Raw genomic sequence first — 26,017 nt, 5'->3', positions numbered from 1 at the left:
AGGACCTCGTTCTCCTGCTCCAGCAGCGTGATCCGCTTACGCGCTTCACGCAGCTCAACCGACTCGGCCCGGCTCGCACCGGCCTTGGCGCCTTCCTCGACCTCGGCTTGGCGCAGCCACTTGAACAGCGTCATCGGGTGGACCCCGAAGTCCTTGGCGATCTGCTCGACGGTCACACCGGGTTCGCGGTCACGGGCGACCCGCACGACATCGTCGCGGAACTCCTTGGGTAGGGCTTGGGCACAGCGACATCCTCCCAGCTCACCATCACGGCAAGCCAACTCAGATGTCACCAATCCGTGCAGCAGACCCAGGGGAGGGCACCGGTCTTCTTCGGCTTGGTCAGGACGCACACAACGACCTCGTTGAAGAGACCCGCGGCCCGGCGGCCACGTCGAGGTGGCCGCGGGTGGCGGGGTCGAAGGAGCCCGGGAACACGGCGCGCACGCCCACCGATGCCAGTGACGGCAACGGTTTCCGAGCCACCGGCTAGCGTTGCCGACCATGACCGACCGCGCCGACGTGCCACCCGAGGTGCTGGCTGCCCTGCGCGGCATCTGCGCCGGCCTGCCCGAGAGTTACGAGGAACCGGCCTGGGTCGGGACGAGATGGCGTATCCGGCAACGCACTGTCCTGCACGTCTTCACCGCACATCCCGGCAGTACCGGCGCGTTCAGCCGAGCCGCCGAACTGACCGAGCCCGCGGTGGTCATGACGTTCCGGGCCCAGGCCGAGGAGTTCGATTCGCTGGTCGGTGCCGGCCACCCGTTCTTCCGCGCCGCTTGGGGAACCCAGGTCGTCGGCATGATCATCGAACCTGACGCCGACTGGACCGAGATCAAGGAGCTGCTGACCGAGAGCTACCGCGAGCTCGCCCCGGCGAAGCTCGCGCGCCTCCTCCCGTGAGCAGCGGTCGAAGTCTTCCAGCTGCCAGGCACACCCTTGTCGCCGCAGCACCCTTGCGAGCCCGACTTCAACCCCTTGAGACTGAACGGATCGAACGCCTAGCGGTACTCAGCGGGTCCGTCTCGGTGGAGTCCTTCATGAGTATCGGCATGCCGCTTGACCTGTACGGACGTAATTTTCGGCACGCACAGAGCTCCAGCGCTGGCTTCAAACGCTTGAGAAGCTCGATCCGGCAGAGGGTAGGCGCCTCGTCCGAGCGTCAGACCAGTGTCTCGATCAGCTCGCGCAGTTCGGCGAGGCTGGACACCGTGTAGGTCGCGGTCGGTCCCTCTTCGGACACGTGGTGAGCTGGGTCCTTGAAGTGGCATGACAAGGCGCCCGCGTTGGTCGCCGCCGCGATGTCCGAGCGCAGTGAATCTCCCACCATGAGGGTCGATTGAAGGTCGACATCGAGGTCCCGTGCCACGGTTTCCAGTGCGATGGCGCTGGGCTTGCCGATGGTGGTGGAGCACTTGTCCAGGGTTTCCTCGATTCCGGCCACGAACCACGCGCTCGCTGGCTGTGGACCGGATGCCGACCGAGCCCACTGGTCGCGTTCGGTGGAGATGATCTCCTCGATCTCGTTCGAGATGCTCAGCAGCTGGGCCATGTCCGAGTAACCGAATTCCGGCATATAACCGGTCACGATCGTGCAGCGAGGGGAGGTCTCGGTCTTGGAGGCCAGGTAGTCCGCCAGGGAGTCGGCGGTCAGTCCGGCCGAGCGCAGCTCTTGCAGGAGCACGGGGCCGCCGCCGACTGTCACGTAGTACCCGTGTTCACCGGCTTCGGCAGCGAGATGGGCCGCCGTGATGGAAGCGGCGGTGAAGATTCGGCCGGGGTCCACCGCGATGTCGATGGCCGAGAGTCGATCGCGCAGTTCGGTGCGCGACTGGCTCGAGTTGTTGGTCAGGAAGCAGACTTCCAGACCGACCTTCTCGGCGTAGTGGACGACCTCGTGGATGTTCTCCACCGGCTTACCGCCGCGCCAGGTCACGCCATCGAGATCCAGGACCAGAGCGCTCAAAGGCGGTTGAGGCTTTGGGGCGCCGATGAGGTCGGTTGTGCCGCAGGACCTGGTCGAGTAGCGGTTCGGGCGGGCCGGTACGCCCAGGTTGCCGCGCAGGGTCTCCGATTCGTAGCCGGACCTGAAGACGCCGCGTTCCTGCAGGATCGGGACCACCTCGGTCGCGATCCGCTTGAAGTTCTCGGGACGATCCGCGCCCAGGATGTACCCGTCGCAGTCGCCGGACTGCCACCAGCTCTGCATGAGGTTCGCGACGGTGGCCGGCGAGCCGACGAACTCGCTCAGCTGGCGCCGGCGCAGGCTCTCGACGGTTTGTCGGAGGGTGAGGCCGTTGCGCACCGCGTCCTGGGTGATCCGTTCGGCGCGTGACTTGTACGCATTTGTGGCGGCAGCTGCGGCGGCCGCTGGGAACGGCTCGTCCAGCTCGTTCTGATCGAACTCGCGCCAGCCGAACCAGCGGCGCAGTTCGGCGAACGACTCCTCGAACGGGTGGTCGCGGTCCTGGAAGTCGAGGGCGAGGTCGCGGGCTTCCGCGTCGGTGTCGCCCACCACGATTCTGATGCTGGGGAAGATCAGCACGTCGTGCGGGGCTCGGCCTGCCGACGCGACGCGCTTCCTCATGTCGGTGCTGAAGTCGTGCAGGTCCGCCCGTCGCGAGGCGTTCGTGAAGACCGCGTCGGACACGCACGCGCCCAGGTCGCGTCCGAGAACCGAGTCGCCGGCCTGGAAGAGCACCGGGTGGCCTTGCCGGCTTCGTTGGATGTTCAGCGGGCCAGCCACGGTGAAGTGGCGTCCGGCGTGGTTCAGCGCGTGTTGTTTGGCGAGGTCGGCGAAGCGCCCATGCTCCTTGTCGTACAGGAAGGCATCGTCCTCGTAGGAGTCCCAGAGGCCGCGAACCACGTCGACGTACTCGTGTGCCCGTTCATAGCGCTCTTCTGACGTGTAGTGCGCCGGGCGGCTGAAGTTCGCCGCGGTTCCGGGATCGCCTGTGGTCACGACGTTCCACCCGGCCCGCCCGCCGCTCAGCAGGTCGAGGGAAGCGATCCGCCGAGCGAGGTTGAAGGGCGAGTTGTAGCTCGTGGACGCTGTTGCCACCAGACCGATCCGCCGGGTGTGCGTCGCCAGTGCCGACAGGAGCGTGAACGGCTCGAAGCGGTTCATCGAGTGCGGAGAGCTCTGGGGGCCGACGAAAAGGCTGTCGGCGAGGAAGACGAAGTCGAACGCAGCACTTTCGCTCTGCTGCACGAGGTCCTTGTACCAGTCCAGGTTGACGCTCGCGTCAGCCGGAATGGCGGGATCCCGCCACAGTCGGTGTTGTCCGTAACCGCCGGATCCGAGCGGCACCACGCCCAGGTGCATCTTCCTCAACGGGGTTCCCCTTTGATACACGTGTCAACGCACGTACTTGTCGATGTTCGTGTTGCTCACGTCGAGGCGGAGGCGTTCCTTCAAGGAGTCGCTGCCGGGGGAGCGCAGTTTCCGGCAGAAGAACATCCCGGAACTCTTGATGGCCTCGTAGTCGGCCAGGTCGAGAAATCGATCCTTGCCGAGGTAGTGGAAGTTGGCGTAGCTGCGCGTGCGGCGCTCTCCGCGAGGAAGGATCGCGCCTTCCGGAGTGTGTGAAACCCAACGTGAGTTGTACAGCAGCGTGTGCCAGACGAGTTCGTCCGGCCCGTAGGTGTTGCGGAACATCCGCTCTGTTCGGTGGCTCTTCGCCTGGTCCAGAAGTTCTGCCACGCATTCGCGGGTGAGCGCGAACCAGAGGCTGCCGCCGACCGGACTGAGGTCCTGCCAGTGGGCACGAGGCCGAGGCGCCGACAGTCGTGCGACGGTCTTGACGATCTGCCACTTCAGCCGTTTCACGCCGCCCACGTCCGGCCGGCACGGGAAGAGGTCGAAGAGCCACCGCTGGGTGATTCTCGCGAGGGAGTCGGGACGTGACTCGAGCATTCCGCCTCCGTCGCAGTGCTGGCGGAGCGGGACCAAGAAGAGGAACTCCTCGAACTCCGCGAGAGGACGGGCCGGGAAGCATTCGCCGGAGAGCATCACCACGTATTCGCCGGGGCGTGCCAGCGACAGGGCGACCCGCATGGCGGCGTTGATGGCTTTGATCGTCGAGTAACCGGCCCAGTGAACGCGTTCGCGGTCGGGCACGAGGTGGATGTTCTCGCCGCGAAAGGCGTCCACCGCCACCCTGGCGTCAACGTGGAGCACCACCGGTCTTGGGCTCAACATGCTCGCGAGGCAGCGCGTGGCCACCGGGTCCCGATGTGCGAGTACGACGTACACGGTCATGCAGAACTCCTCTTATCGGGACCGCTGGCGGCGTGGTCTACGCGATCGCGTACCCCGCGAACTCGTCGTACGGCGTCGAAGAACTGATGACCCGCGGTGGGTCCGGAAGCCTGGACCAGGCGGACAGTTGCTGATCCATCCGCTGCAGTTCGAGCAGTCCGCCCGATCCGGTGAGCAGGCTCAGGATGTTGTGGTCGATCGATCCGGAAGGGGCGCGGTGAGCCCGTTCCTCGACGCGCCGCCAACACTCCCGGACGTCTTCGCGCAGCATCGTGCGCCGCACCTTTCCGCCACTTGTCACCACGGCCTCCTCGAACTCCGCGGCCTCGTCCGGGGTGAAGAAGAGCTGGGGAAAGACGACGTTGCCGCCGGAGGCGATCTGCGTCCGCAGGACGGCCAGCGCGAGCGGCTTCACCTCGGCGCCCGCCTGCACGAAGTCGAGCGAAGCGGTGCCGAGGAGACCTCGAAGCACGTCGACGTCGAGATTCAGCCAGCCTCGGCGAGCGGCCACGAAGTTCCGGGCGTAGGTCGACTTCCCGGACCCTGGCAGGCCGTTCACGAAGACGCAGTAGCCGGCTTCGGTCATTTCTGGGTTCCTCCGGCGGATCAGGTGAACGTTCGGGCGCCTTGGGCGGCTTCGACCTCGGTGCGCAGCGACCGCCAGCCGAGCAGGTTGCCGACCCGCGGCAGATGCGTGAGCGGTAGCTCCTGCCGGGCGCCGTGGCGATCGGTGAACCTCAGCTCACCTTGCGCCCTGTTCTCCGGCCACGGGGTCGCGACGTGTTCGAGCGGGGACCAGTGCGGTGGATCGGCGCTGATCAGTTTGTCGAACAGCTTGAGGTCCGCGCTCGGATCAGACCTGCCGTCATGCGTCAGGTAGGACGTTCGCGCGCACCTGGCGGCGCTGATGCGCGGAAGAAGATCAGGTTGGTCGTCGAACGGGCTGTCGGCCAGGCCGGCGTCCCGTTCGGACACATAGGGGAGATGCCATTCACCTGCCCGCAGCTGGCGCGGTGTCGAACCCGCCAGCGCGACGGCCATCGCCTGCGCGAGCGCACGGACCTCGGGCTGGGCCAGCTCGGAGTCCCGCTGGAGGAAGAAGTTGCCCCAGGCAGTCGAGGTCACCACGCTCGTGTGCCACATGAAGGGCTCCAGCACCCGATTGGTGACTGACTTGTGCAAACCGGTGGCCTGCAACGCTTCTGCTGCTTCGGTCGCGACCTTGCCGAGGTCGTGCCAGATGGCCTGCGCTTCCGTCGGGTCCTCCAGCGCGAGGCCGCCTTGCATGCCGCGCTTCTCCGCCGGCCAGGAGAGCGGCGCGGCGCGCTGGTCACCCAGGTTGGCGAGCTGCCGCGACACCGGAATAGCCCGGCTGCTCGACGAGTTGCGGGAGAACACCCGGTGGGAGTTGAGCTGCGGCAGGATGAACCGGTGAAAGCGGATTTCCATCGTCGTCAGCCGCACGCTGCCTTCGCAGGTGCTGTCAGCGATGACGACGGCGCTGGGTCCTGTCACTTCGCCTCCGCTCCGGCCTGTCGGCGCGGCATGCCGTGCTCGCCGGATTCGACGGACATCAGCAACCGGCAGAGCTTCGTCGATGCGTCGAAGTTCTCGTGGACAAGATTCTTCATTTTGACGGATATCGCCTTACGCTCGTTGAGCGTCGCTTTCATGGCACGCTCGATCGCGCGCGTGCACGAGGCAACGCTGTGGACATCGAAAGTGAACCCGGTTTCCGCGTCGCTGATCTGGTCCCCGTAGCCGCCGTCTTCCGGCGCTACTACTACGGGTGCCGCACTGTCGGTCCAGCAGGCGACTTCCTGTGGTATCTGGCCCATGGGCTCGCCTGCCGCGGAGAGCAGGAAGGCGACCGTCTCAGGCAGTTGAGCCAGTGCCTTGGGCAGCTCACGCTCGAAATGGGTGAGATAGGTGTAGGAGTCCAGCTCCTGTTTCAACTGGTCCGCGTGCGGTGCGTCCGCGATCCCTTCCGCGTTGGCCGGTGTGGACGCGATGAGGACGAAGTGCAGCGGCCGCCCGACACGCGCGACGGCTTCGATGGCGAAGGGGATTCGTTTCATCGGGTGGTCCCTGCCGAAGTGGACGACGATCGGCACGCCGCGCGGAATTCCGAACGAGCCGGCGATCTCCACGGCCTTCTCCCGCGGGTACGGAGTCAGGTTGGCTGACCGCGGAGCTATTCCGTGCCCCAGCCGCATCCACGCCTCGTCGCGGGCGCCGTAGTCGAGCTCGATCTTCCGGTCGAAGAAGGGCGTGAGGGTGGTGATGAAGGTGGACGCGTCCTCGTTCGCCCTGCGCACGTAGTCGCGCTCCAGCGCCTCACGTCCCGGAAGCCACGTCTGCCCTGCCACCAGTGCGGAGGTGTGGAACGAGAGCGCGAACGTGATCTTCTCCAGCTTGTGCGGGGGGAGGGAGTTCTCGCAGTGCTCGCGGACGAGGGAGTAGGGCACGTCGACGCCGACGAACAGGACTTGCTCGTATTCCTCCGCCAGCCGGGACAGCAGCGCGGTCACCGACGAGCTGAGCTCGGCCCATCTGGGGTAGCTCCACAGTTTGGTGTGCGGGGTGTGCTCCAGCCGATGGATTCGAACGTCGCCCTCCCGCGCTTTCGCGAGCGAGTCGTGGAGCACCGCCGAGTCCACGCGGTAGTCGGTGCTGGGGGTCTCCCAGTCGTGCACCGCCACGTGCAGCCGCCAGTCGTCGCAGCCGGCCGAGGACAGCTTCCTCGCCGTTTCCCGCCAGATGTCGAGCAGAACTCGGGTTTGCACACCGGAGCCGTGGTACAGATTGGCGATGCCGTCCGTGTTCGCGTACAGAAGCGCGCGCATCAGACGCGCTGCAGCCAGGTCTTGTACGCGACGACCTCGGGGGCGAGTGGGTCCTGACGCCAGAGCGAGTCAATGGAATCGTGGCGCACGTCCCCGAGGACCTCGTAGTCGTCCCCGACGGGGAGCAGGATCTTGGCTTCCTGGGAGACGATGAAACAACTCGCGGTGGCACTTTCGGAAGCGGCGACGTTGACGTTGCCGGCGATGCGCTTCGCCTCCTCGGTGACGGCCACGAACTCCTCGGTGTCCAGCCTGTGCCGGTCCACCCCGCGGTTGTACTCACCGCGAGAACTGTACTGGTAGAGCCGCCACACCGACGGCTGGATCGTCTCGTTCACCACTCGGGCCATGTCGGCGATGTGGTCCTTGTTCACGTTGCTGACGACCGTCGCGATCTTCAGCTGCACGCCGGAGTCGCGCACCAGCGAGATCGCCTTCATCGCCCGCGCGAGAGTCGCGCGCTTGCCGCGCATGTCCCGGTGCACGTCGGGGTCCACGGCGTCGACCGAGATCCCGACGACGTCGAAGTGGTCGGTGATGGCTCGCTGAGGATCGCGGTCGAGAGAGGACTCCAGGAGTTCCCCGTTGGTGTTCAGGATGGTCTTCTTGCCGGCTTCGCGGAACGCGCGTGAGTAGGTCCACACGTCGTCGCCGACCACCAGAGGCTCGCCTCCGCAGAAGGTGACCGCGGGAGTGCGCGAGGCGAGGATGGACTCCGCGATGACCGAACGGAGCGAGCGATCGTCCTTCGACGGGACGGGACCCCAGCAGTAGTCGCAGGTCAGGTTGCAAAGTGATGTCATCCACCAGTCGACCGACGGCGGCGTGACGGGCAGCTCTGGCTGTTCCCCCATGCTCACATCCTTGTTTCTCGCAAACCCCGGCAGAGAACGTGGCACCATCGCGCAATGGTCGCACAAAGCGAGGATTATTCGGGTCGTGAACCTGAAGGGATGCGTGGGCCGAAATAGCGCACTCGCCGCCGTTTTACCGGCTCGGTGAATTTGTTCAGCGCCGGTCCAGAACTTCGACCGGTTCCCTCGCGCCGGCGCGGCGTCATTCCGCTGGCGCCTCCCCCGGAGTCGCAACTCCGATCAACAGGTCGCTCCAGTGCGATTGCCGACCGTGCTCGAACTTCAACGTATCGTAGTGACGAAATCGACGCAACGGGTGCATTGCAACTATCACTTGAGGCCTAGTGTGGCAGGTCAACGGCATGTAATCGCCCGGTAAGACGCCGCCGCAATGAACCGGAAAAAGAACCGGGAAAACGACCGGGAACGCGATGGCGCTGTGTCATCAGGGCTGCGGTGGTGTCCGTCGCAGTGCTCGACGGGCCATTTAGGTCGCGCCCGCCGTGACTTCGGTGTGTTCGATCCGGTATAACGGGTTGGCGGTGTCCGGGGATGTTGCCGCGAGTGAGTCGACAATTCTCGGACGGTGCAGCCTGAAGTCGAAATTCAGGACCGCGAAACGGAGATGGCGTGGGGGCGGTAATCACGGCCGAGGCGTTGACGAAGCGCTTTCGGCGGCCGGTGAAACAAGCCGGTCTGTCAGGTTCCCTGAAGCACCTGGTCCGGCCCCGGTACACCGAGGTCACCGCGGTGGACGAGGTCGACCTGTCGATCGAGGCGGGGGAGTCGGTCGCGTACGTCGGTCCGAACGGGGCCGGGAAGTCGACGACGATCAAACTGCTCTGCGGGATCATCGTCCCCTCCGCTGGCCGGGTCCGGGTGTGTGACGTCGAGCCGCACCGTCACCGGAGCCGCAACGCGCGGAACATATCGGTCGTCTTCGGCCAGCGAACGCAACTCTGGTGGGACATCCCGGTCATCGAGTCGCTGCGGCTGATCGGCGACATCTACTCCGTGCCGGCCGCCGACTACGAGCGGAACCTCGCCGAGATGGTCGACGTGCTGGACCTGGCGCCGCTGCTCGACGTTCCCGTCCGGCAGCTGTCGCTGGGCCAGCGCATGCGGTGCGATCTGGCCGCGGCGCTGGTGCACTCGCCGACGGTGTTGTTCCTGGACGAACCGACGATCGGTCTCGACGTCGCGGTGAAGGCGAAGCTGCGCGAGTTCGTCGGGCTGATGGTCCGTGAGCGCGGCCTGACGCTGATGCTGACGTCGCACGATCTCGGCGACATCGAGCAGCTGTGCCCCCGGCTGGTCATGCTCCACTCCGGCCGGGTCCTGTACGACGGCCCCTACGCCGAGCTCACCCGGCGGTTCGCGTGGGAAACGAAGATCACCTCGACGCTCGCGGCCCCACCCGGTGGACGGCCGGAGGAGGCAGCCGCGGACATCCTCGGGGTCACGCGTGCCGAACTCCACGACCTGACGACGTTGAACGTCTGGTTCGACATGCGCGTGACGACCTACGGCGCGGTGATCTCCGGAATCGTCGACCGGTTCGCGATCTCCGACATCTCCGTGGAGGAGGGGGACGCCGAGGACGTGATTCGCCGGCTCTACTCGGGCGACCTGAAGTTCTCCACCGAGGACGTGTCGTGACCGGGCTGCGGACGCATCCGCTCCCGAAGTACCTGTCGATCGCGCGGGTCAGCGCCCAGGAGGCGATCGCGTACCGGTTCTCCACGATCGTCGGCGTCGTGACGATCTTCATCTGGGTGTTGATCCTGTACTTCCTGTGGCAGGCCGCCTATGCCGGCACGTCGTCGATGGCCGGCTACACGTGGGACGACATGCGCACCTACGTCGTGCTGGCCTTCGGGATCAACGCCATGGTCGGCTGGCGCGTCGGCTACGTGATGATGGCGACCGTACGGACTGGCAACGTCGTCATCGAGTACGTCAGGCCGCTCAACTACTGCCTCACGCAGATCTCGCGCGCGTGCGGGTACTGCCTGGTCGAAGGACTCGTCAGCCTGGTCATGTGCCTGCTGGTCGGGATCACGTTCGTGGACATCGAACTGCCGTCGTCGACCGCGAGCGCATTCCTGTTTGCACTGTCGCTCGTCCTCGGCCTGCTGACCAAGGCGCTCTTCGTGTTCCTGGTGTCCCTCCTGGCTTTCTGGACGGTGTCCGGACTCGGTCTGATGTGGATGCAACAGGCGGTGATCCAGGTTTTCAGCGGCACCATCGTGCCGCTGTCGTTGATGCCCGACTGGCTCCGGTCCATCACGAGTGTGCTCCCGCTGCGGGGGATCGTGTCCACCCCGCTCACCTTCTACCTGGGCAAGGCGGAGCCGCTGGACGCCATCGGGTTGCTCGGCATGCAGGTCGCCTGGGTGGTGGTGCTCTTCGTGCTGGCGAATGCCGCCTGGCGCCGCGCCTTCGACGTGGCGGAGATCCAGGGAGGCTGACGGGTGCGCGTGCTCAGGATCTTCCTCAGGCTGCAGCTCACCCAGCTGCGGGCCGCGGTGCAGTACCGCGGCGACTTCTGGATCGGGATCGTCGGCGCCGTCCTGACCCAGGCATCGGCACTGGTGTTCCTGGTCAGCTACTTCTCGCAGGTCGAGCTGCTGGGCGGCTGGACGGCCTGGGAGGTGCTGATCCTCGGTGGCATCGCCGTCACCGGGCACAGCCTCACCGAGCTGTTCGCCGACGGCATGTGGACGCTGCGCGCCGCGGTCAGTGATGGCTCGTTCGACCGGGTGCTGGTCAGACCGCTGTCGCCGGCGCTGCAGCAGACGGCCTCGCTGGCGTCGATCCACGGTCTGGGGGGTCTGGGCTCCGGCCTCGCGATGCTGATCGCGGGCCTGGTCAACTCGTCGGCGGCGACCAGCTGGTGGTCGGTGCCGGTGATCGTGCTCGCCGTCCTGTGCGGCGGCGTGCTGTCGGTGTGCCTGGGGCTGATCGGCAACTCCATCGTCTTCTGGGAACCGGCGGCGCAGAGCGCCGTTCCGATGGTCGTCATGAGCATGCGCGACCTCGCGCGATTCCCGCTGAACGTCTACAACGCGGGCATTCGCGTGGTGCTCACCTACGTACTTCCCTACGCGCTGGTCACCTACGTGCCGACCAGTGCAGTGCTGCACAAACCGGGCTCGCACGGGTGGTGGGCCCTGAGCCCGGTCATCGCGGCCGCCGCCGGCTTCGGATTCGCCGCGCTGGTGTGGCGAACCGGTATTCGTCGCTACGAGGGAGCAGGACACTGACGAAGAAAGCACGCATCGCGGTCATCGGCGGGGGCATGTCCGGCCTGGAGCTCGCCAACGAGCTGGCCGCACGGGAAACCGTGCGGGTGGAGGTCATCGAACGAGGACCGGCCACCCGGAAGGAACACGTCCTCTGGGACGGGGGCACACATCTCGGGGACGAGAAGACCCGGAGGTGGGCCGGGGAGGGATGGGGGCCCGGAGGCGGGCTTTCGGAACGCCTCGGCGGCCGCTCGCTCTGCTACCACGGCGTGTTCCTCGGCGTCGAGGCTCCGGCGCTCGCCGCGTGGCCCGTCGAGTGGATCGATCGCCTCGAAGGTCATTACCGCACCCTTCCCCAAGAGCTCGAAGGATCGTTTCCGGAGCTCCGGCAGCGTTTCCGGGTGGCGGAAGGCCTCGGCCTGCGGCACGTTCCCCAAGCCGCGGTGCTCTCGGCCGACCGAACGCTGATGAAGGCGTACACGCCACTGACCCGAGCCACGGCCTTGGCCGAGGCGGGCACGGTGGAGATCGTGCGAGCGGCAGTGGTCCGCGTCCATCCACGAGGCCGGTCGTGGATCGTCGACGTGACGGACCCGGAGGGAACGCCGGGACAGCGAGGTCCCTTCGACGCCTGCGTCCTGACGTCCTCGGCGATCGGCAACGTCCAGCTGCTCAGCCGCTCGCTGGACCGTGAGGTGGAAACGAACCTCACCGACCACCTGTGCGTCGGAGGACTCGTCCGGCTGCCGCCCGGCCGCCCGCTGACCGAGTACCGCAACCGGAAGCTGTGGGCGGGGTACCTCCCCGTGCCGGAGCTGAACACGAACATTTTCGTGCGGGAGTTCGAACCCGCGCCCAACGGGGACCGGCTCCTCGACATCCACGCGGTCGTGGAACAGGACGCGAGCGACGAGGGCTCCAGCACCCTGCTCGCGCTACCGCGTTCGCGACCCGAAGCTCACATCACGCCGATGGTGTCCGAAGAGGACGAAGCGAAGCTCGTCGAGGTGCGGCACCGCGTCAGCGCCCTCGCGAGCCTGATCGGTCAGGAACCCGTGCGCGCCCTCGCCGAGTCGCCAGGCACCCTGGACCAAGCGCGCGCGGCAATCGCCACTGGGGCACCCAACAGCGTGGCGTACTACCGCATGCCCTACGGCGAGTACGAACACGAGTCGTCGACTCATCCGATCGGCGGGAAGGCGATCGAGGTCGGTACGGACCTGGAAGTGGCGGAGCTGCCCGGAGTCCACGTCGCCGGCCCCGGCGCGTTCCCGAGGATGGGGGCGGCCAACCCCGCGTTGACGATCCTGGCGATGTCTCGATCGCTGGCCGCGGTCCTGCACGGCCGCTACTCCTGATTCCGGGATCGGCGACTACGCGGTCGAAGTTCTCTGAGTCCTGTCAACCGGTTCGCGGCTGGAAGGTCAGTCGTTTCTGTCAACTATGTGGTGGTGCGATCGGGCCGTCGAACTGGTGGAGGTAGGCGTGGTTGCCGCACGTGAGTGACAGTGTTCTCACACTGATCGGGTTGGAGCAGAACTGGAGCAGGACGAGTGGCTGAATGTCATCGAACTGCTCTCAATGGCGCTGAACGGCGGCTAGTTGCGTTGGAGTTGTTGGGGTTCTAGTGTTTGCGCTGGCAGTAGTCCTTTGTGGACTGGCAGTGCGAGGGTCAGGGGTTCGAGTCCCCTCAGCTCCAACAAAGAACTACATACACGAACACCCAGAGGGGCAGAGGCCGATAGTCGGGTCTCTGCCCCTTCTGCATTCGCGACATCGGCTTGTGCGGGTGTCTGCGGCACTCGGAAGACGGGGACCATGCGGCCTGGTCCGGTGATCTTGATCTTGACTACGAAGGTCTCTGCGACGGCCTTGCGTTGGGTGGGGTTGCCCGTCTGGACGATGGTGCGGATGTTGTTGTTGACCTGGGTGAGGGTGGCGGCGTCAGGCATAGTCGGCTCGTTCTCCAGTTCTTCGAGGAGTTCGGCCTCACGTGCTCGTGGTTGGTTCTGTGTGAGCGGTGCGCGCGCATCCGTTCCTTGACGGTGTCGTCGTTGGCGTCGAAGGTGTCGGCCTCGAACGCGTCAAGGTACTTGTCGATCTTCGCTGTGACCGTGGTGAGCTTGGTCCTGACAGTCTTGAGTTCGGCGGTCACCTTGTCGTGGCTGGACTCGTCGACCTTGCGGGCTTCGTCGACGGCGTCGCGGATGAGTTGGTGCTGGTTGCCGTAGAAGCTGGCGACGCAGTCGAGTACGGCTTGGTCGAGCGCGTCGGCGTTGAGCCGGTCTTGGTCGCAGGTGTCCTTGCCGTACTTGAGGCGCTTCATGCACGTGTAGTAGCGGTAGGTCTCGGTCTTGCCGGTGGCGCGGGTGCCGATCATCGCAGCTCCGCACTTGGTGCAGGGCAGGCGGCCGGGTGGCCATGTAGTCCGAGGCGTTCGCGGCCCGGTGGGAGTGGCTGTCGCCGCGCGCGTCCATGATGCGTTCGGCTTCGGCGAACTGCTCCGGGGTGATGAGCGGTGGGTGGGCGTCGAGGGTGACGACGTCGCGGTAGTGGATCTCTCCGAGGTAGACGCGGTTCTCCAGGATCGTGAGAATCCGCTTGAAGGCCCACAGCCCCGCCGCTTCGGGTGCGGTAGCCGCGTTCGTTGAGCTCGTTGGCGATCGACCGTGACCCGATCCGGTCCTTTGTGTACAGGTCGAGATCAGGCGGATGATGACGGACTCTGTGCGTGTCGGGAAAAACGTCCGTGCAGGTCAACGGGCATCGATGGGTAGTGCTCGTCATCCGGCATGATCGCGGCCGTGTTGGTCCGCTTCGCCTACCTCGCTGTCTCCCACGCCTTCGCCGCGCTGTGGCTTTTGCGCATGACCGATCGTGAGAAGGACGTCGAGATCCTCGCGCTACGCCATCAACTCGCGGTCCTGCAGCGGCAACTCGGTGGTCAGCGCCCACGGCTGCGGCCAGAGGACAGGGCGTTGTTCGCAGCTTTACTCGTGCCCCTGGCCAGCGCGACGCTCCGCCGGCTCCGGCTCTTGGCCAGCCCGGATACGGTGCTGAGGTGGCATCGCGACTTGATGAAGCGCCGCCATGCCCGCATGTGCGTGAACCGTAGGCCTGGGCGTCCGCACACTGTCGCTTCGATCCGCCAGCTCGTCCTGCGCCTGGCCACCGACAACCCCTCATGGGGGTATCGACGCATCCACGGTGAACTCGCGCTGCTCGGTGTCGCGATCGCCGCGTCGACAGTGTGGGAGATCCTCAAGACCGCCGGCGTTGATCCAGCACCGCGCCGGACAACCGTTACCTGGGCTGACTTCCTGCGCTCGCAGGCCGAGGCGATCCTGGCGATGGACTCCATCGAAACGGTCACGCTGAATGGTCAGCGCCAATACGTTCTCGCCGCCATCCACCACGCCAGCCGGCGCGTACGGATCGTCGGCACTACCGCACACCCCACCCACGCCTGGGTAACTCAGGCCATTCGCAACCTGCTCATGGACCTCGAGGACACCGGACACCTCGCCCAGATCAAGTTCCTCATTCGTGACCGCGACGCCAAATACCCCGCGTTGATCGATAAAATCCTCGGCGCCGTGGGAATAACTACGGTGCCGACCGGTCTCCGGATGCCCCGCATGAACTCCATCACCGAACGCTGGGTCAGGACACTTCGCACCGAACTGCTGGACCGCACGCTGATCTGGAATCAGACACACCTACGCCACGCGCTGCGCGAGTACGAACGGCACTACAACGGACACCGCACCCACCGATCACTCGCTGCCGCAGCACCCTTGAGGGCCCGACCGAGGCCTCTCGAACCCGATCAGATCGAACGCCTCACCGTAGATCGACGTGATCATCTTGGTGGAGTCATCCACGAGTATCACCGCGCCGCTTGACCAGCAAGGATGCAGTTTTCGGCACGCACAGTGCCGACACGCGTCGGGCGAAGCGTCGCCGAGATGCACGCCATGATCGACTCGCTCGGCGACGTGAAGAAAGTCATCAGGCAGGCGGACCCCGACGAGCTGCAAAGACTGTATGAGGCGCTCGGCGTGGAGATCGTCTACAACGCAACAGGGCGGACGCTCGATGGGAGCATCCGCCCTGTTGGTAGGGATAAAGCTGGTGTCCGAGGGGGGACATGAACCCCCACGCGTAGCAAGCGTGCAACATTCGCGTGTTCATGCGGTATTGGATAGCTCGAACCTAGTATAGAGGGCCAGCGGGCGTGTTTCAATACTTCGTGCCAAGGGTCATCCAGTTCAACGGCGTCGTTTCATCCGTTCTTGTTGACTGGTATTGAGTTCGTGAAGATCCCGACGCGGTGTGCGCGAGTCAACTGCTACGCAAAGCGGTTCGCTGGCACCGTCAGACCGCTCATCACTTGAAGTCAGTGCTGGGCCGCTACGTGTTTCACCATAGCTACCGTCGACCACGAGAGCGCGGCACTACACGCGACCGTGCCTGCGCATCACGCTGCTGCAGGTTCGTACTCGTTGATCAACCGACGACTCGTCAGCCGCGCCCGGACACGCCGCTCAGCCTCGCCATCGGGTGGCAGGTCAGGCTGCTGGGCCGGTGAGAACGGACCTCCCGAGCGTGGCAGCGGGCGGTGCCTGATGAGTCGATCTTTGGTGTTGGTTGTGTGGTGGTGGAGTTCTTCGATGTGGGGAGGTCGCGTCGTTGGTCGTGGTGGGAGCGTCCTGAGGTGTCGGCGTTGCTCCTGGCTGAGGTGTTCGAGTTGAGTTTTGCTTCCAGCTCGGCCGCGTGGGTGTTGAGTTGATCACTTCATCGCCGAAGATCCACACGTCATTAACCGCGCGGCGGCGGGAAAGTGCGATCTGGGCCTGGTAAAGAGGTCAAGATGAGTGCGAGTCAGTACCGTAGGCAGCTTGAAAGCAAGCGCAAGCAACGGGTCGACGCGGAAAAGAAGGCGGGTGAGTACCGAACCAAGGAGACCGACAAGCGCACTGCAGCGGCCAAGGCGCGTGCGGCGGGAGAGAAGGCTAAGAGCTCCACCACTCGGTCCAGCAAGCTGCGTGAAGCCGGACGAGCCGAAGACGCCGCAGCGACGGCAGGCAAGGAGGCCGGCCGTTGGCAGGGCAAGGCAAGTAGCTACGCCAAGGCCGAGGCGGACTTGCAGAGCAAACTCGCCAAGGCCGAGCAGTCCGAAGCTGACGCCGCCGAGCGACGGCGTCAGCGCGATCAACAGCAGGCCGCTCGTCGCTCTGCTGCAGAGACTTCGGCGCTGGAGCGCCGTATGAGCCAGACGGAGGCGATGGTGGACACCGCTCTGCGTGACTTGCCCACTCCTAAGCAGGAGAAGCTGCGCGTCCTGATTCTCGGCGCCGCTTCTGGTGGAGATCTACGCGTGGGGCGTGAGCAGAAGCGGATCCGTGCCGCAGTTGAGTCTGCGCTGCACCGCGACTACATCGAACTCGATGTGCGTCCGGCCGCGACCACCGCCGACCTGCTCGACGGCATCACCAAGTTTCGTCCACACGTTGTTCACTTCTCCGGGCACAGCGATGACGACCTGATCGAATTCGAAGATGAAGTCGACGAGCACCACGAAGGGGTCATCGTTACCGCTCGAGCGTTCGCCGCTGCGGTCAAGGCAACAGATGACCCGCCGCTGTTGGTGCTGCTGAACTCTTGCAACTCCGCAGCTCAGATTGACGGCCTTGTCGAGCAGGTCGCCCCGTTTGCCATCGGCATGGCCGATGAGATCGATGATGGGGACGCCATCGTCTACGCCGCACAGTTCTATTCCGCTATCGCGAACGGGCAGTCCATTAAGTCTGCGCACCTTTCGGGGCAAGCCGCGTTGCAGCTCGCGGGACTCTCCGGTTCGGAGTTGCCGACCTTGGCCTGGGCCCACGATGTTGATCCGGCGATCACCGTGCTCGTACGGGGTGTATGATCACCTGGCTGACGCCGACGTGCTGTAGCGCAGCCGCCGCTTTAGAACTCCTAACAGAATGATCTTGGAATAAGGTTGATCATCGGTGTGTTGATCACGGTGTGAGGAAGGGCGAGCAGCTTCCCTGGATCGTGTCCGACGAGTTGTGGTCGCGGATCGAGCCGCTGCTACCGGTGGTTCCGCGTCGTGCGGACCATCCGGGGCGCAAGCGGCTGGATGACCGCAAGGTGTTGTGCGGCATCCTGTTCGTGCTCTACACCGGCATCCCGTGGGAGTTCCTGCCCCAGGAACTCGGCTTCGGTTCCGGCATGACCGCCTGGCGGCGGTTGCGGGACTGGCACCAGGCCGGTGTCTGGCAGCGGCTGCACGAGAACCTGCTCGCCGAGCTCAACGCCGCGGACGCGCTGGACTGGTCGCGGGCGGTGATCGACGGCTCGCACGTCCGCGCCCTCAAAGGCGGCCCAAAACCGGTGCGAGCCCGGTCGACCGCGCCAGAACGGGCTCGAAACACCACCTGATCACCGAAGGGCACGGCATCCCGCTGGCCGTGTCCTTGACCGGTGGCAACCGCAACGACGTCACCCAGCTGATGCCGCTGATCGACCAGATCCCGCCGGTACGCGGCAAGCGCGGCCGGCCACGGTTCCGTCCCGACGCGCTGTACGCCGACCGCGGCTACGACGACCATGACAAGTACCGCGACCTGGTGCGATCCAAGGGCATCACGCCGGTGATCGCCCGCCGCGGCAGCGAACACGGCTCCGGTCTGGGCGTACACCGCTGGGTGGTCGAGCAGACCTTCGCGCTGCTGCACTGGTTCCGCCGCTTGCGGATCCGCTGGGAGATCCGCGACGACATCCACGAAGCCTTCCTCAGCCTGGCCTGCGGCATCATCTGCTGGCGCCGACTCCGCAAACTCTCATTGAGTTAGGAGTTCTAAGCGGGAACCACCCGGCGTGCGTGGGGACTGTGTCGTAGGTGCCTGTGTGCTGACCGGCAACCCGGAACCACCTCGCAGGTCAAGGGCGAACCCCTTGCCGCACGCGCTACGGACATGGAGTAGGGACTGCCCCTGCCAGGGAGAAACTTACAACCGTGCTCCCTTAGCCTGACCGGATCTGCCTGATCGCCCGGACGTCCCCCGCCGACTGGGGCATCACCGCGTTCTCCACTTGGTCGCTGGCCAAGCTGCGTGATCATCTGCTCGAGCGCGGCACGGTCGCGGCGATCAGCCGGGAGACCCTGCGCCGCATCCTGCGCGGGGCAGGGATCACGTGGCAGACCACCACGACGTGGAAGGCCTCACCCGACCCGGACTTCATCGCCAAAATGCAACGGATACTCGATCTCTACGATCACCCGCCCGCCGATGGACGGGCGATCTGCGTCGACGAGTTCGGCCCACTGAACCTGTTACCTCGCAAAGGAATGGCCCGGCGTCCACAGACCAAGCCGAAGCGGCTGCGGGCGACCTACCACCGCTACGACGGGGTCATGCAGATGCTCGCCGCGCTCGACCTGGTCACCGGCAAGCTGTTCTACCGGATCCGCCCGCGCAAACGCGCGATCGAGTTCCTGGCCTTCCTCAAGACCTGCGGGCGCGGTGGGCCGGCGAGAAGTTGTACGTCATCTGCGACAACTACTCGCCGCATCGCACCGCACCGCAACGCCGACGTCCGCGCGTGGTGCGCGGACAACCGGATCGAGCTGGTCTACCTGCCGACCTACGGGTCCTGGCTGAACTGGATCGAGGCCGAGTTCGCCGCCCTGCGCTACTTCGCCCTGGACGGCACCGACCACCGCAGCCACGCCGAGCAGAACGCCGCCATCGGCGCTTACATCCGCTGGCGCAACGCCCGAGCCGAGCCCAAGACCGGCTTCGTCACCGACTCACCCATCCGCACCTGGATCCATTACCCGGCCAAGGCCGCGTGACACGCCAGTAGCACCGGAAAGGGTGCATCGGCAGCGATGAGCAGCGACTGTACCGGCAACAGCCACTCACTCTGCAGCAGAACTGCGAACAACTCGTTCAGATCGTCGAAGATCTGGATCCTGTCGTGCGACACGCCAAGGTCCCTTTCGTGAGCGAGTTGTGTTCGGCGGCTCCGTGCGGCAGGTCTTGTCGGATGTCCTCGGAGGTGGGTCCTCCTGTCCCGTTTCGTGTTGCGTCGAGCCGTTTCGGGACGAAGTGGCGTAGCGCATCCAGCTCTACGGCTCCAGCAACCGCAGACGTGACAGGAAGGGACAGAGTGCCGGGCGCCACCCGGAGATCGGGGCCGCCTCTGTGTCGACCGTAGCCAGGAACGTTGGTTCCGGCGTCCGTCACCTGGCTGTACTCGAGGGCCAGGTGGCTGTGATGTGCGCGATTCGAGCGCCTGACCTGCTCCTGCGCCCTCGGCTCCAATCGCGGCCAGATGTTCTGGTCGAGTTAGCTGGATGAGCTGTCGCTCCAAAGCCCGAGTCTCCGAATCAGAGACGGTCGCGCCGCAGCCGCCAGTGGGCATGGTCCCGCAGGCGCAGGCGCAGGCGCAGACGCCACTAACACCGCGCGAAACCTGCCACTACCAGCGCAGACAGGGCAAAGACTACGAAGTGCGGCTGGAGTACTAAGGGTGGTGCGGTACCGACGCGAGCCGACAGTTAGAGGGTGTCCGGGCCTTCGTCATATGCAGCCCTGTGTCGTTCGACTTCGGCGAGGTGGTCGGCCGTCCAGGCGAGCAGGATCAAGAAGGGGTTCTCGAGCGTGCGACCCAGCGGCGTGATCCGGTACTCCACGGCAACGGGGCGTTGCTTCAGCACCCGGCGCTCGACGAGGCCGTTGCGTTCCAACCGTCGCAGTGCCTGCGTCAGCGATTTTTGAGTGATCCCGTCGAACTCTCTCTTGAGTTCGTTGAAGCGTCGCGGCTGCCGGCACAACGCGGTCAGCAGCAGCTGCCCCCACTTGTCCAGGATCTGATCCAGGAGCTCGCGTTGCGGGCCGACGATGGTCTGGGGGTCAGCCTGATCTTCGCGGATACCAAGTTTCTTTGAAGTACCTTTCATGTACCTGGTATACCAGAGATACCTTCAATCCAAAGGAATCTCATGACCGACCAGTCCCTGCCCAGCCTCCACGTCAAGCGCCAGGACGGAGTGCTGTGGGTCTCGATCGACGTTCCGCCCGTCAACCTGATGACGGCTCAGCTCTTGCTCGACCTGGACGCCGTCGCCGCATCGGCCGAGAACGATCCCGACCTGCATGTCATCGTGGTCCAGAGCGCCAATCCGGAGTTCTTCCTGGCACATGGTGACCTGTCCTTCGTGGAGGACCCCGCGACGTACGCCGCCCTCCCGATCGCGGAGGAGACGCTTGTCGGAACCGGCCCGATGATGCGGCTCCATGAACGCTGGCGGCGTCTGCCTCAGACCACCATCGCGAAGGTCACGGGACTCGCCCGCGGCGGTGGCTCCGAGCTGGCTTCCAGCCTGGATCTGCGATTCGCGGCCCTCGAGACCGCGGCTTTCGGCCAGTTCGAGACATTGATCGGCATCGTCCCTGGAGCTGGTGCAACTGCCCACCTGCCCCGCCTCGTGGGTCGCGCTCGCGCCCTCGAGATCGTGCTGACAGGCGGTCTGGTCGACGCGGCGACCGCCGAGCGCTGGGGATGGGTGAACCGAGCTCTGCCCGCCGCAGAACTGCACGAGTACGTTGAGTGGGTCGCACTGACCATCGCGACTCTGCCCGACGGTGTCCGCGCCGCAGCTACCAAAGCAATCGACGCTGCCGACGGCACGCTCGAAGACGCACTGCGTGCGGAAGACCGCCTGCTCGGGGAAACGTTCACGCCCGCGTCTGGAGAGCTTGCCCGGGCAGCACTCGCGGCCGGGGTTCAGACGCGCGAGGTGGAGCTGAACCTCGAAGAAGTCCTGCGGGCGAACCTCATCCGGAATCCGTGACGATCCGCTCTGCGGCGGGCGGAGTGCAGAAGTTGTCCACGGGGGGAGTAGGCGTACGGCCACCACTCACCACTGCCGCCGGTGCCCATCTCCAGCGGGTGCTCGAACTCGCCTGTGGCCTTGAGCTTGGCGAGTGCAGCGCTGAACTCCGCACGGGTCCACGGCTGCTCAGGGGTCGGGATGCGGATGCCGTTCTTCTCGAGCACCGACTTGCGGGAGAACATCGTCAGCGCCACGTCGTAGAAGCCGAAGGAGTAAACCTTGTCCTGATACCTGCCCACGGTGCTGGGCAGCTGATCGTCCAAGGGGACCTCCCCGCCGGAGAGCTCCAGCGGGGCCAGGTAGCCGCCCAGGCCCAGTTGGGCACGTTCGGGCCGTCCACGTCGAGGAGACAGGGCAGCTTCTTCGAGGTCGAGGAGGCGACGACCGCGTCGTTGTAGGAGCCTTGCGGGAAGGCCTCGATCTCGACCTTGTAAGTGGACTGGCTTCCGTTGAAGTCGTTGACCAGCTTCTCCACGGCCGCGTACTCGGCAGCGTTGCCGGCGTTGTGGGTCCACAACTTCAGGACTCCGTTTCCGGAGGCCGATCCGCCGGCGCCGCAGCCCGTGACCGCGGTCGCCGCGGTGACGGCAGCTAAACTCGCTGCGGCGAGGCGTCTGGTCCACACGTTCATGGTTCCTCCATCGTGCTGGGTCGGTTCTCGTCGGGCCGCCGGTGCAAGCGGCAGCCCACTCGTTGTCGCTTCGTCGTCCCGGTGGTCAAGACCGGGACGGCGAAGCGATCGAATCTCTTGTCACCAGGGGGCAACGCAGTACCTCCTGGACTGCGGGCCCGGTGATCTCGGACGTCGTGATGACGGCTTGCAGGAGTGCTATCGCCCGTGCGCCCATCTCGTAGTGCGGCAAGGCGACGGTGCTCAATGCGGGGTGAAGGTTCTCGCTGATCAGCTCCTGGTTGTCGAAGCCGATCACGGACAGCTCCGCCGGAATCGAGAGACCGAGCTCTCCGGCGGCGCGATATGCGCCCATCGCCATGCGGTCGTTGAAGCAGAACAGGGCGGTAGGCAGGGCTGCGGAAGTGAGCAAGGTGCGCGCGGCGCGGTAGCCGCCGGGAGCGTCGGAGCGGTCGGCGGCGACGAGAGCGGGATCGAACTCGATGCCCTCGTCAGCCAGCGCGGCCCGGTACCCGGCGAGCCTGCCCCGCGAGGCGGGGATGTCGTCGACGTTGGTGACGAACCCGATGCGGCGGTGTCCGTGCGCCAACAGTTCCTGAGTGGCGGTCTTCCCGCCTTGCTCCTCGTCGGGCACGACCGAGGGAACCGCCGGATCGCCGGAGCTGGCATCCACCAGGACGGTGGGCACTGACCGCAGCTGCGCGGGTACCTGCACGATCCTGTGGTACATCGACGCATAGAGGATTCCGTCGACGCCGTGCTGGATCAGCAAGGTGATCGCCTTGCGCTCCAGCTCGGGGTCGCCCCCGGTGTTGAGCATCAGCAGCAGCAGATCGTGCTCGCTGCCGGCGTCCTGCGCGCCCTGGATGATCTGTCCCGCGTGAGGCGTGGTGGCGATCTCATCGCTGATGAAGCCCACCGTGTAGGTGCGACTGGTGCGCAAACCCCGCGCCAGCTTGTTGGGGCGGTAGCCCAGCTCATCGGCCACGCGGAGCACGGTTGCCCGCGTCTCGGCGTTGATCCGCTTGCCCTCGACCGCGTTGAGGATGTGGGAGACCGTTGTCGCGGAGACACCCGCCGCTGCCGCCACGTCCTTGATCCCGATCCGCTTCACTCTCGCCTGCCAAATCGATTGGGCAACTGGTGCGGTGAAGAATCAGGATTGTTGTCACGGGTGGGTCAGAGAGTTTGTCACGGCCGCCTGCACCCGGACACCATCGTGACCACGGTCGACGCCGGACTGGCGTCATGAACCAGGCGACCGGTGCTCGCGCCCGGCGACCAGGTCCACTTCGACGGCGGGCAGCACCGGGTCCTCGGCCTCAGCGGCACCTCGGTACGGCTGCGCTCGGCCGAGGGCGCCGAGCAGGTCGTGCTGGCTGGCTATCTGTTGAGCGCGCCGGACTTCGCGGTCCTGGGCGCCGGGGCGTTGCCCGCGGTCAAGCCGGGTCTGCCTGCTCGACGGGCTGCCTGAAGAGGTCTTAGCGGCCCGCGCGGGATTGGGAGCGCCGCGCCGTCGAGTACTGGCGATACCGATACCGATCTCAAGATCGTCATCTACACCGCCGCCGCCGGCAGCGAGGACGAGACGAAGCTCGAATTGACACGCGTAACGGGCCTGCAGCACGGGTGAGCGGGGACAGAACGGGAATTTGGTGTGCGGGCGTTCGACTTACTGCGGAGACCGCTGCATCCATGCCTGCGAGCACTTCAGGAGTCGTCCACATGCCGGCGCGTGCTGGCCGTCAGCCAGCGCTGCGCGCAGCGATCCTACTACCTGCCGATGTGGCGGATGCCCAGGGTGAGGCAACGGCTCCTACGATGATCACCAGTGCAGTGCGCAGCCAATGAGGCCAACGCACCTGGGGAGCCTGCAGGCAGCCAGTGCAGGCGGGATAGATCGTGGGCACCAGCTGGCGCAGCTCGGCGAGTGCGTTGCCGGCAGCGGTTGTGCGCCGCGAGCACCGCGGGCAACGCGAGTCGGAGCGATGGCTTCTTCCATGCGTTCGATTCATGATTGCCGGGCGGTCCGAGCCGCGCCGCCTTGACTCGCGAGTGCCAGAGGACCAGCTGCGGCATGAGAAGTCATCGCCACCTCTTCCGTCGGCAATGCCCATCGATGTGTGTATCTACGGCATGGTGGTGCGGATGCCGGCTAAGACGACGTCGACGATCTTCTCGGCCACTTCGCGGGTGAAGGGGTGGCGTCGCCGGTTGATGTAGAGGTACACCGGCCCGGCCAGCAGTTCCGTGAGGAAGTAGCTGTCAACAGGCGGAATCTCGCCCTTGTCGGCGGCGCTGTCGAATCGCTTTCGGGCGGCGACGAGCCGCTGGTCGTAAACAGCCCGAACTGCCTCATCGAGATCCGCGTTCCCAGGAGCCGCGATGGCGGCCTGAGACAGGGCCCGGCCGATTGAACTCGACAGACGCTCGGAGAACACCATCAAGAAGTCGACCAGATCGCGGCGAAGGTTGCCGGAGTCGTGCAGAGGTGCAGAGTCCTCCGCGTACTGCAGCAGCGCTTCGCTGACGAGTTCGACGCGGTCCGGCCAGTTGCGGTAGACGCTGTTCTTGTTGACTCCGGCGAGTTCGGCGATCTCTTCGTAGCGCAGGCCGGCCACACCGTTTCGGGCAACGAGCTCCGTCGTCGCCGCGAGGATCTGCGACCGCACTCGAGCGTTACGGCCGCCCGGTCGGGCTGCCGGCTGGGTGCCAGCGTCGGTCGTCTCTGCGGTCTCCGCGTTCTCCGGCACGCCTCTGATCTTCACATCTACCTCCCTGTGGACACCACGGTGGATCACGACTATCTTAAAGAGACGGGCAATCTCTTTAAGAGATGTGAGTGTTATGGAGGCCACCTATCCGAGCGCCCCAGGTGACACCCTGGTGTTCGAGAACGATCGAGTGCGTGTCTGGTCGATGACGTTGGAGCCGGGCGGCATGTTCGACTTCCATCAACATCACTACGACCATGTGATCCTGTGGCCTGACAGCGGTCAAGCTGTGGGGCAGGACCTCGGTGACCCCAACTGGGGGATCTCGTTGGCGGTCGAGCTGGGTTTCGTCCTCTTCCAGACGGTCGGCACCGCAGAGCCCCTCAACCCGCACCGCATTCGCAACGTGGGTGACAAGGCGGTGACGCACTACATCATCGAGTTGATCAGTGAGCGATCGCCGAGTGGGACGCACCTGCCCAGGGAGACCAACGGACGCGAAACGTTCCTCGACGAGAACTCCGGAGGGTAGATGTGACTACCGCACTGAACACTGTGAAAACCGGCGAGATCGAGATCGCCTACGCGGAGTCCGGCGCCGGCGAGCCGGTGATTTTGGTGCATGGCGGCGAAAGCACCCACATCCAGTACGACACGTTCCGGCCTCTGCTCGGCGACGGCATCCGCGCCATCGCCTATGACCAGCGTGATTCCGGAGTGTCGGTCAACCCGCCCGCTCCGTACGGCATCCCTGACCTGGCCGACGACTGCGCCGCGCTCATCAGGGGACTTGGGTACGAACGCGCGCACATCTTCGGATCCTCGTTCGGTGGCTTCATCGCCCTGCAGCTCGCGGTATCGGTACCCGAGGTGGTGCAATCGCTGACGGTCGGCGCCACCTTCTCCGACGCCTCGGCCCTGCAGGCACCTGGGGCCTCCGAGATCATCGAGCTGTCGCCCTCGCAGCGTGATGCGCGGATGCTCGCTTTCGCCCTGTCCGAAACCGGGCAGGCGGACGAGAAGGTGGTGGCCGAACTCCGATCGGTGTTGGTTCATCGCCCACCGGAGGCGGATGCGCGGCGACTGTCCGCGATCCCAGGCTTCGACCTCACCGAACGCCTGCCGGAGATCACGGCGCCGACCCTGCTCATCTACGGCGAGGATGATCCGGCGGCTCGTCCAGAAGTCGGACAAAAGATCGCCGATGCGATCCCCGGAGCGCGGCTAAAGGTTGTCCCGTAATGATCAAGAGTTTTGGCGGGGCAAGGGGGTGACAGCGGTGTCGCCTGCGGCCGGTGGTCGTTCAGCCGGTCATGGTCAGGTTGCGCATCTGGGCGATGCCTCGGGTGGCGTGCCAGACGCCGTCGCGTTTGCGGCGGCAGTTGCGCAGGATGTTCCAGGACTTCATGTGTGCCAAGGCGTGCTCGACTCGTGCGCGGATGCTCTTGTGGACGGTGTTGAGGTCTTGTTTCCATTGCGGCAGCGGCGGTTGGTCCTTGCGGGGTTTGCGGTAGGGCATGATCACCTCGGGGTTGCCCTGGTAGCCG

General features: G+C 65.5%; 27 protein-coding genes and 1 pseudogene. 14 read left to right on the top strand and 14 right to left on the bottom strand.

The genetic code is table 11. The features are described 5' to 3' along the window. The coding region (locus BMW88_RS40120) for a transposase (protein WP_218148401.1) at nucleotides 1-206 on the bottom strand (206 nt) is incomplete at its 3' end. A 298-nt stretch (nucleotides 207-504) separates the two neighbouring features. Between BMW88_RS40120 and BMW88_RS40115 the strand changes: the two genes are divergently transcribed. After that, nucleotides 505-906 carry an MmcQ/YjbR family DNA-binding protein gene (locus BMW88_RS40115; protein ID WP_089962278.1) on the top strand — a complete coding sequence of 134 codons (402 nt, stop codon included), beginning with the start codon at nucleotides 505-507 and terminating at the stop codon, nucleotides 904-906. Between the two features lie 259 nt (nucleotides 907-1,165). Here BMW88_RS40115 and BMW88_RS42600 read toward each other — a convergent pair whose 3' ends face one another. The 6 genes from BMW88_RS42600 to BMW88_RS40085 form a co-directional block, all read right to left on the bottom strand. Further along, a complete protein-coding gene (locus tag BMW88_RS42600) occupies nucleotides 1,166-3,328 on the bottom strand; it encodes an NtaA/DmoA family FMN-dependent monooxygenase (protein ID WP_177221670.1) in 2,163 nt (720 codons plus the stop codon). A gap of 33 nt (nucleotides 3,329-3,361) precedes the next feature. Then, nucleotides 3,362-4,264 carry a beta-1,6-N-acetylglucosaminyltransferase gene (locus BMW88_RS40105; RefSeq protein ID WP_089962276.1) on the bottom strand — a complete coding sequence of 301 codons (903 nt, stop codon included), beginning with the start codon at nucleotides 4,262-4,264 and terminating at the stop codon, nucleotides 3,362-3,364. Nucleotides 4,265-4,301: 37 nt separating this feature from the next. Further along, nucleotides 4,302-4,850 carry a P-loop nucleotide/nucleoside kinase family protein gene (locus BMW88_RS40100; RefSeq protein WP_089962274.1) on the bottom strand — a complete coding sequence of 183 codons (549 nt, stop codon included), beginning with the start codon at nucleotides 4,848-4,850 and terminating at the stop codon, nucleotides 4,302-4,304. 20 nt (nucleotides 4,851-4,870) lie between these two features. Continuing rightward, a complete protein-coding gene (locus BMW88_RS40095) occupies nucleotides 4,871-5,728 on the bottom strand; it encodes an FAD-dependent thymidylate synthase (protein WP_143116508.1) in 858 nt (285 codons plus the stop codon). 47 nt (nucleotides 5,729-5,775) lie between these two features. Continuing rightward, nucleotides 5,776-6,966, bottom strand: coding sequence for a glycosyltransferase (locus BMW88_RS40090; protein WP_177221669.1), 1,191 nt, complete (start codon nucleotides 6,964-6,966; stop codon nucleotides 5,776-5,778). A 143-nt stretch (nucleotides 6,967-7,109) separates the two neighbouring features. Further along, a complete protein-coding gene (locus tag BMW88_RS40085; protein ID WP_177221668.1) occupies nucleotides 7,110-7,964 on the bottom strand; it encodes a radical SAM protein in 855 nt (284 codons plus the stop codon). A 630-nt stretch (nucleotides 7,965-8,594) separates the two neighbouring features. Here BMW88_RS40085 and BMW88_RS40080 point away from each other — a divergent pair. Genes BMW88_RS40080 through BMW88_RS40065 form a run of 4 tightly spaced genes read left to right on the top strand, consistent with a single transcriptional unit; the run spans nucleotide 8,595 to nucleotide 12,570 of the window. Continuing rightward, the gene (locus BMW88_RS40080; RefSeq protein WP_089962264.1) at nucleotides 8,595-9,623 is read left to right on the top strand and encodes an ABC transporter ATP-binding protein; all 1,029 of its coding nucleotides are present in this window, start codon (nucleotides 8,595-8,597) and stop codon (nucleotides 9,621-9,623) included. Then, the gene (locus tag BMW88_RS40075; RefSeq protein WP_089962260.1) at nucleotides 9,620-10,435 is read left to right on the top strand and encodes an ABC transporter permease; all 816 of its coding nucleotides are present in this window, start codon (nucleotides 9,620-9,622) and stop codon (nucleotides 10,433-10,435) included. Before BMW88_RS40080 ends, BMW88_RS40075 begins: the two co-directional genes overlap by 4 nt. 3 nt (nucleotides 10,436-10,438) lie before the next feature. Then, nucleotides 10,439-11,230, top strand: a complete 792-nt coding sequence (locus BMW88_RS40070; RefSeq protein ID WP_089962259.1) for an ABC transporter permease — start codon at nucleotides 10,439-10,441, stop codon at nucleotides 11,228-11,230. Further along, complete coding sequence (locus tag BMW88_RS40065) at nucleotides 11,128-12,570, top strand: GMC oxidoreductase (RefSeq protein ID WP_342715345.1); 1,443 nt, start codon at nucleotides 11,128-11,130, stop codon at nucleotides 12,568-12,570. The genes BMW88_RS40070 and BMW88_RS40065 overlap by 103 nt, the downstream gene beginning before the upstream one ends. A 491-nt stretch (nucleotides 12,571-13,061) precedes the next feature. On the opposite strand, the gene BMW88_RS40060 is transcribed toward BMW88_RS40065, so the two are convergent. Further along, nucleotides 13,062-13,619, bottom strand: a complete 558-nt coding sequence (locus tag BMW88_RS40060) for a recombinase zinc ribbon domain-containing protein (protein WP_281249527.1) — start codon at nucleotides 13,617-13,619, stop codon at nucleotides 13,062-13,064. A 73-nt stretch (nucleotides 13,620-13,692) separates the two neighbouring features. Beyond that, nucleotides 13,693-13,917, bottom strand: a pseudogene (locus BMW88_RS44615) (recombinase family protein); the annotation flags it as partial. 87 nt (nucleotides 13,918-14,004) lie between these two features. On the opposite strand from BMW88_RS44615, the gene BMW88_RS43895 reads away from it, so the two are divergent. From BMW88_RS43895 to BMW88_RS40035, 5 genes are all read left to right on the top strand, one after another. Next, a complete protein-coding gene (locus tag BMW88_RS43895; protein WP_245778390.1) occupies nucleotides 14,005-15,117 on the top strand; it encodes an integrase core domain-containing protein in 1,113 nt (370 codons plus the stop codon). A gap of 72 nt (nucleotides 15,118-15,189) precedes the next feature. Beyond that, entirely contained in the window at nucleotides 15,190-15,366 is a 177-nt protein-coding gene (locus tag BMW88_RS42595; protein WP_177221667.1) for a hypothetical protein, read from the top strand. A 719-nt stretch (nucleotides 15,367-16,085) separates the two neighbouring features. Continuing rightward, nucleotides 16,086-17,144, top strand: a complete 1,059-nt coding sequence (locus BMW88_RS40045) for a hypothetical protein (RefSeq protein WP_089962249.1) — start codon at nucleotides 16,086-16,088, stop codon at nucleotides 17,142-17,144. 128 nt (nucleotides 17,145-17,272) lie between these two features. Next, nucleotides 17,273-18,075, top strand: a protein-coding gene (locus BMW88_RS40040) for an IS5 family transposase (protein WP_425434738.1) whose coding sequence is annotated in 2 segments (ribosomal slippage) — nucleotides 17,273-17,606 and nucleotides 17,606-18,075 — 804 coding nt in all. Because the reading frame shifts where the segments join, the coding sequence is not laid out codon by codon here. Nucleotides 18,076-18,260: 185 nt separating this feature from the next. After that, nucleotides 18,261-19,079, top strand: a complete 819-nt coding sequence (locus BMW88_RS40035; RefSeq protein ID WP_143116506.1) for an IS630 family transposase — start codon at nucleotides 18,261-18,263, stop codon at nucleotides 19,077-19,079. Between the two features lie 708 nt (nucleotides 19,080-19,787). Here the strand turns inward: BMW88_RS40035 and BMW88_RS40030 are convergent. Continuing rightward, complete coding sequence (locus BMW88_RS40030; protein ID WP_089962243.1) at nucleotides 19,788-20,189, bottom strand: winged helix-turn-helix transcriptional regulator; 402 nt, start codon at nucleotides 20,187-20,189, stop codon at nucleotides 19,788-19,790. 42 nt (nucleotides 20,190-20,231) lie between these two features. Between BMW88_RS40030 and BMW88_RS40025 the strand changes: the two genes are divergently transcribed. Beyond that, a complete protein-coding gene (locus BMW88_RS40025; protein ID WP_089962240.1) occupies nucleotides 20,232-21,083 on the top strand; it encodes an enoyl-CoA hydratase/isomerase family protein in 852 nt (283 codons plus the stop codon). On the opposite strand, the gene BMW88_RS42590 is transcribed toward BMW88_RS40025, so the two are convergent. Together BMW88_RS42590 and BMW88_RS40015 are read right to left on the bottom strand one after the other, a co-directional pair. Next, on the bottom strand, nucleotides 21,017-21,388 hold the full coding sequence (locus BMW88_RS42590; RefSeq protein ID WP_089962237.1) for a type 2 periplasmic-binding domain-containing protein: 372 nt from the start codon (nucleotides 21,386-21,388) through the stop codon (nucleotides 21,017-21,019). The two genes, BMW88_RS40025 and BMW88_RS42590, sit on opposite strands and share 67 nt — an antisense overlap. A 453-nt stretch (nucleotides 21,389-21,841) precedes the next feature. Next, nucleotides 21,842-22,846 (bottom strand): LacI family DNA-binding transcriptional regulator, encoded by a 1,005-nt coding sequence (locus BMW88_RS40015; protein ID WP_245778389.1) that lies wholly within the window; start codon nucleotides 22,844-22,846, stop codon nucleotides 21,842-21,844. Between the two features lie 174 nt (nucleotides 22,847-23,020). Here BMW88_RS40015 and BMW88_RS40010 point away from each other — a divergent pair, with 174 nt between their 5' ends. Further along, nucleotides 23,021-23,230, top strand: coding sequence for a hypothetical protein (locus BMW88_RS40010; protein ID WP_089962230.1), 210 nt, complete (start codon nucleotides 23,021-23,023; stop codon nucleotides 23,228-23,230). A gap of 655 nt (nucleotides 23,231-23,885) precedes the next feature. Here the strand turns inward: BMW88_RS40010 and BMW88_RS40005 are convergent. Continuing rightward, entirely contained in the window at nucleotides 23,886-24,524 is a 639-nt protein-coding gene (locus BMW88_RS40005) for a TetR/AcrR family transcriptional regulator (protein WP_245778388.1), read from the bottom strand. A gap of 79 nt (nucleotides 24,525-24,603) precedes the next feature. Here BMW88_RS40005 and BMW88_RS40000 point away from each other — a divergent pair, with 79 nt between their 5' ends. Continuing rightward, nucleotides 24,604-25,002, top strand: a complete 399-nt coding sequence (locus BMW88_RS40000) for a cupin domain-containing protein (protein ID WP_089962227.1) — start codon at nucleotides 24,604-24,606, stop codon at nucleotides 25,000-25,002. A 2-nt stretch (nucleotides 25,003-25,004) separates the two neighbouring features. Continuing rightward, a complete protein-coding gene (locus tag BMW88_RS39995; protein WP_245778387.1) occupies nucleotides 25,005-25,712 on the top strand; it encodes an alpha/beta fold hydrolase in 708 nt (235 codons plus the stop codon). Between the two features lie 61 nt (nucleotides 25,713-25,773). Here BMW88_RS39995 and BMW88_RS39990 read toward each other — a convergent pair. Then, on the bottom strand, nucleotides 25,774-26,017 hold a 244-nt coding region (locus BMW88_RS39990; protein WP_425434737.1), incomplete at its 5' end, for a transposase.

This window comes from Lentzea xinjiangensis (assembly GCF_900110955.1).
Classification (GTDB): Bacteria; Actinomycetota; Actinomycetes; order Mycobacteriales; family Pseudonocardiaceae; genus Lentzea; species Lentzea xinjiangensis.
The sequence above is the reverse complement of the archived record's forward strand: the minus strand, read 5'-3'. Positions and strand labels throughout refer to the sequence as shown.

Excerpts from the sequence above, each read along its gene's own strand:
- BMW88_RS40045 (WP_089962249.1), top strand. The coding sequence starts at position 16,086 with ATGAGTGCGAGTCAGTACCGTAGGCAGCTTGAAAGCAAGCGCAAGCAA.
- BMW88_RS40100 (WP_089962274.1), bottom strand. The coding sequence starts at position 4,850 with ATGACCGAAGCCGGCTACTGCGTCTTCGTGAACGGCCTGCCAGGGTCC.
- BMW88_RS42600 (WP_177221670.1), bottom strand. The coding sequence starts at position 3,328 with ATGCACCTGGGCGTGGTGCCGCTCGGATCCGGCGGTTACGGACAACAC.
- BMW88_RS40115 (WP_089962278.1), top strand. The coding sequence starts at position 505 with ATGACCGACCGCGCCGACGTGCCACCCGAGGTGCTGGCTGCCCTGCGC.
- BMW88_RS42595 (WP_177221667.1), top strand. The coding sequence starts at position 15,190 with ATGATCGACTCGCTCGGCGACGTGAAGAAAGTCATCAGGCAGGCGGAC.
- BMW88_RS40000 (WP_089962227.1), top strand. The coding sequence starts at position 24,604 with ATGGAGGCCACCTATCCGAGCGCCCCAGGTGACACCCTGGTGTTCGAG.
- BMW88_RS40085 (WP_177221668.1), bottom strand. The coding sequence starts at position 7,964 with ATGGGGGAACAGCCAGAGCTGCCCGTCACGCCGCCGTCGGTCGACTGG.
- BMW88_RS40025 (WP_089962240.1), top strand. The coding sequence starts at position 20,232 with ATGACCGACCAGTCCCTGCCCAGCCTCCACGTCAAGCGCCAGGACGGA.
- BMW88_RS40030 (WP_089962243.1), bottom strand. The coding sequence starts at position 20,189 with ATGAAAGGTACTTCAAAGAAACTTGGTATCCGCGAAGATCAGGCTGAC.
- BMW88_RS43895 (WP_245778390.1), top strand. The coding sequence starts at position 14,005 with ATGATCGCGGCCGTGTTGGTCCGCTTCGCCTACCTCGCTGTCTCCCAC.
- BMW88_RS40105 (WP_089962276.1), bottom strand. The coding sequence starts at position 4,264 with ATGACCGTGTACGTCGTACTCGCACATCGGGACCCGGTGGCCACGCGC.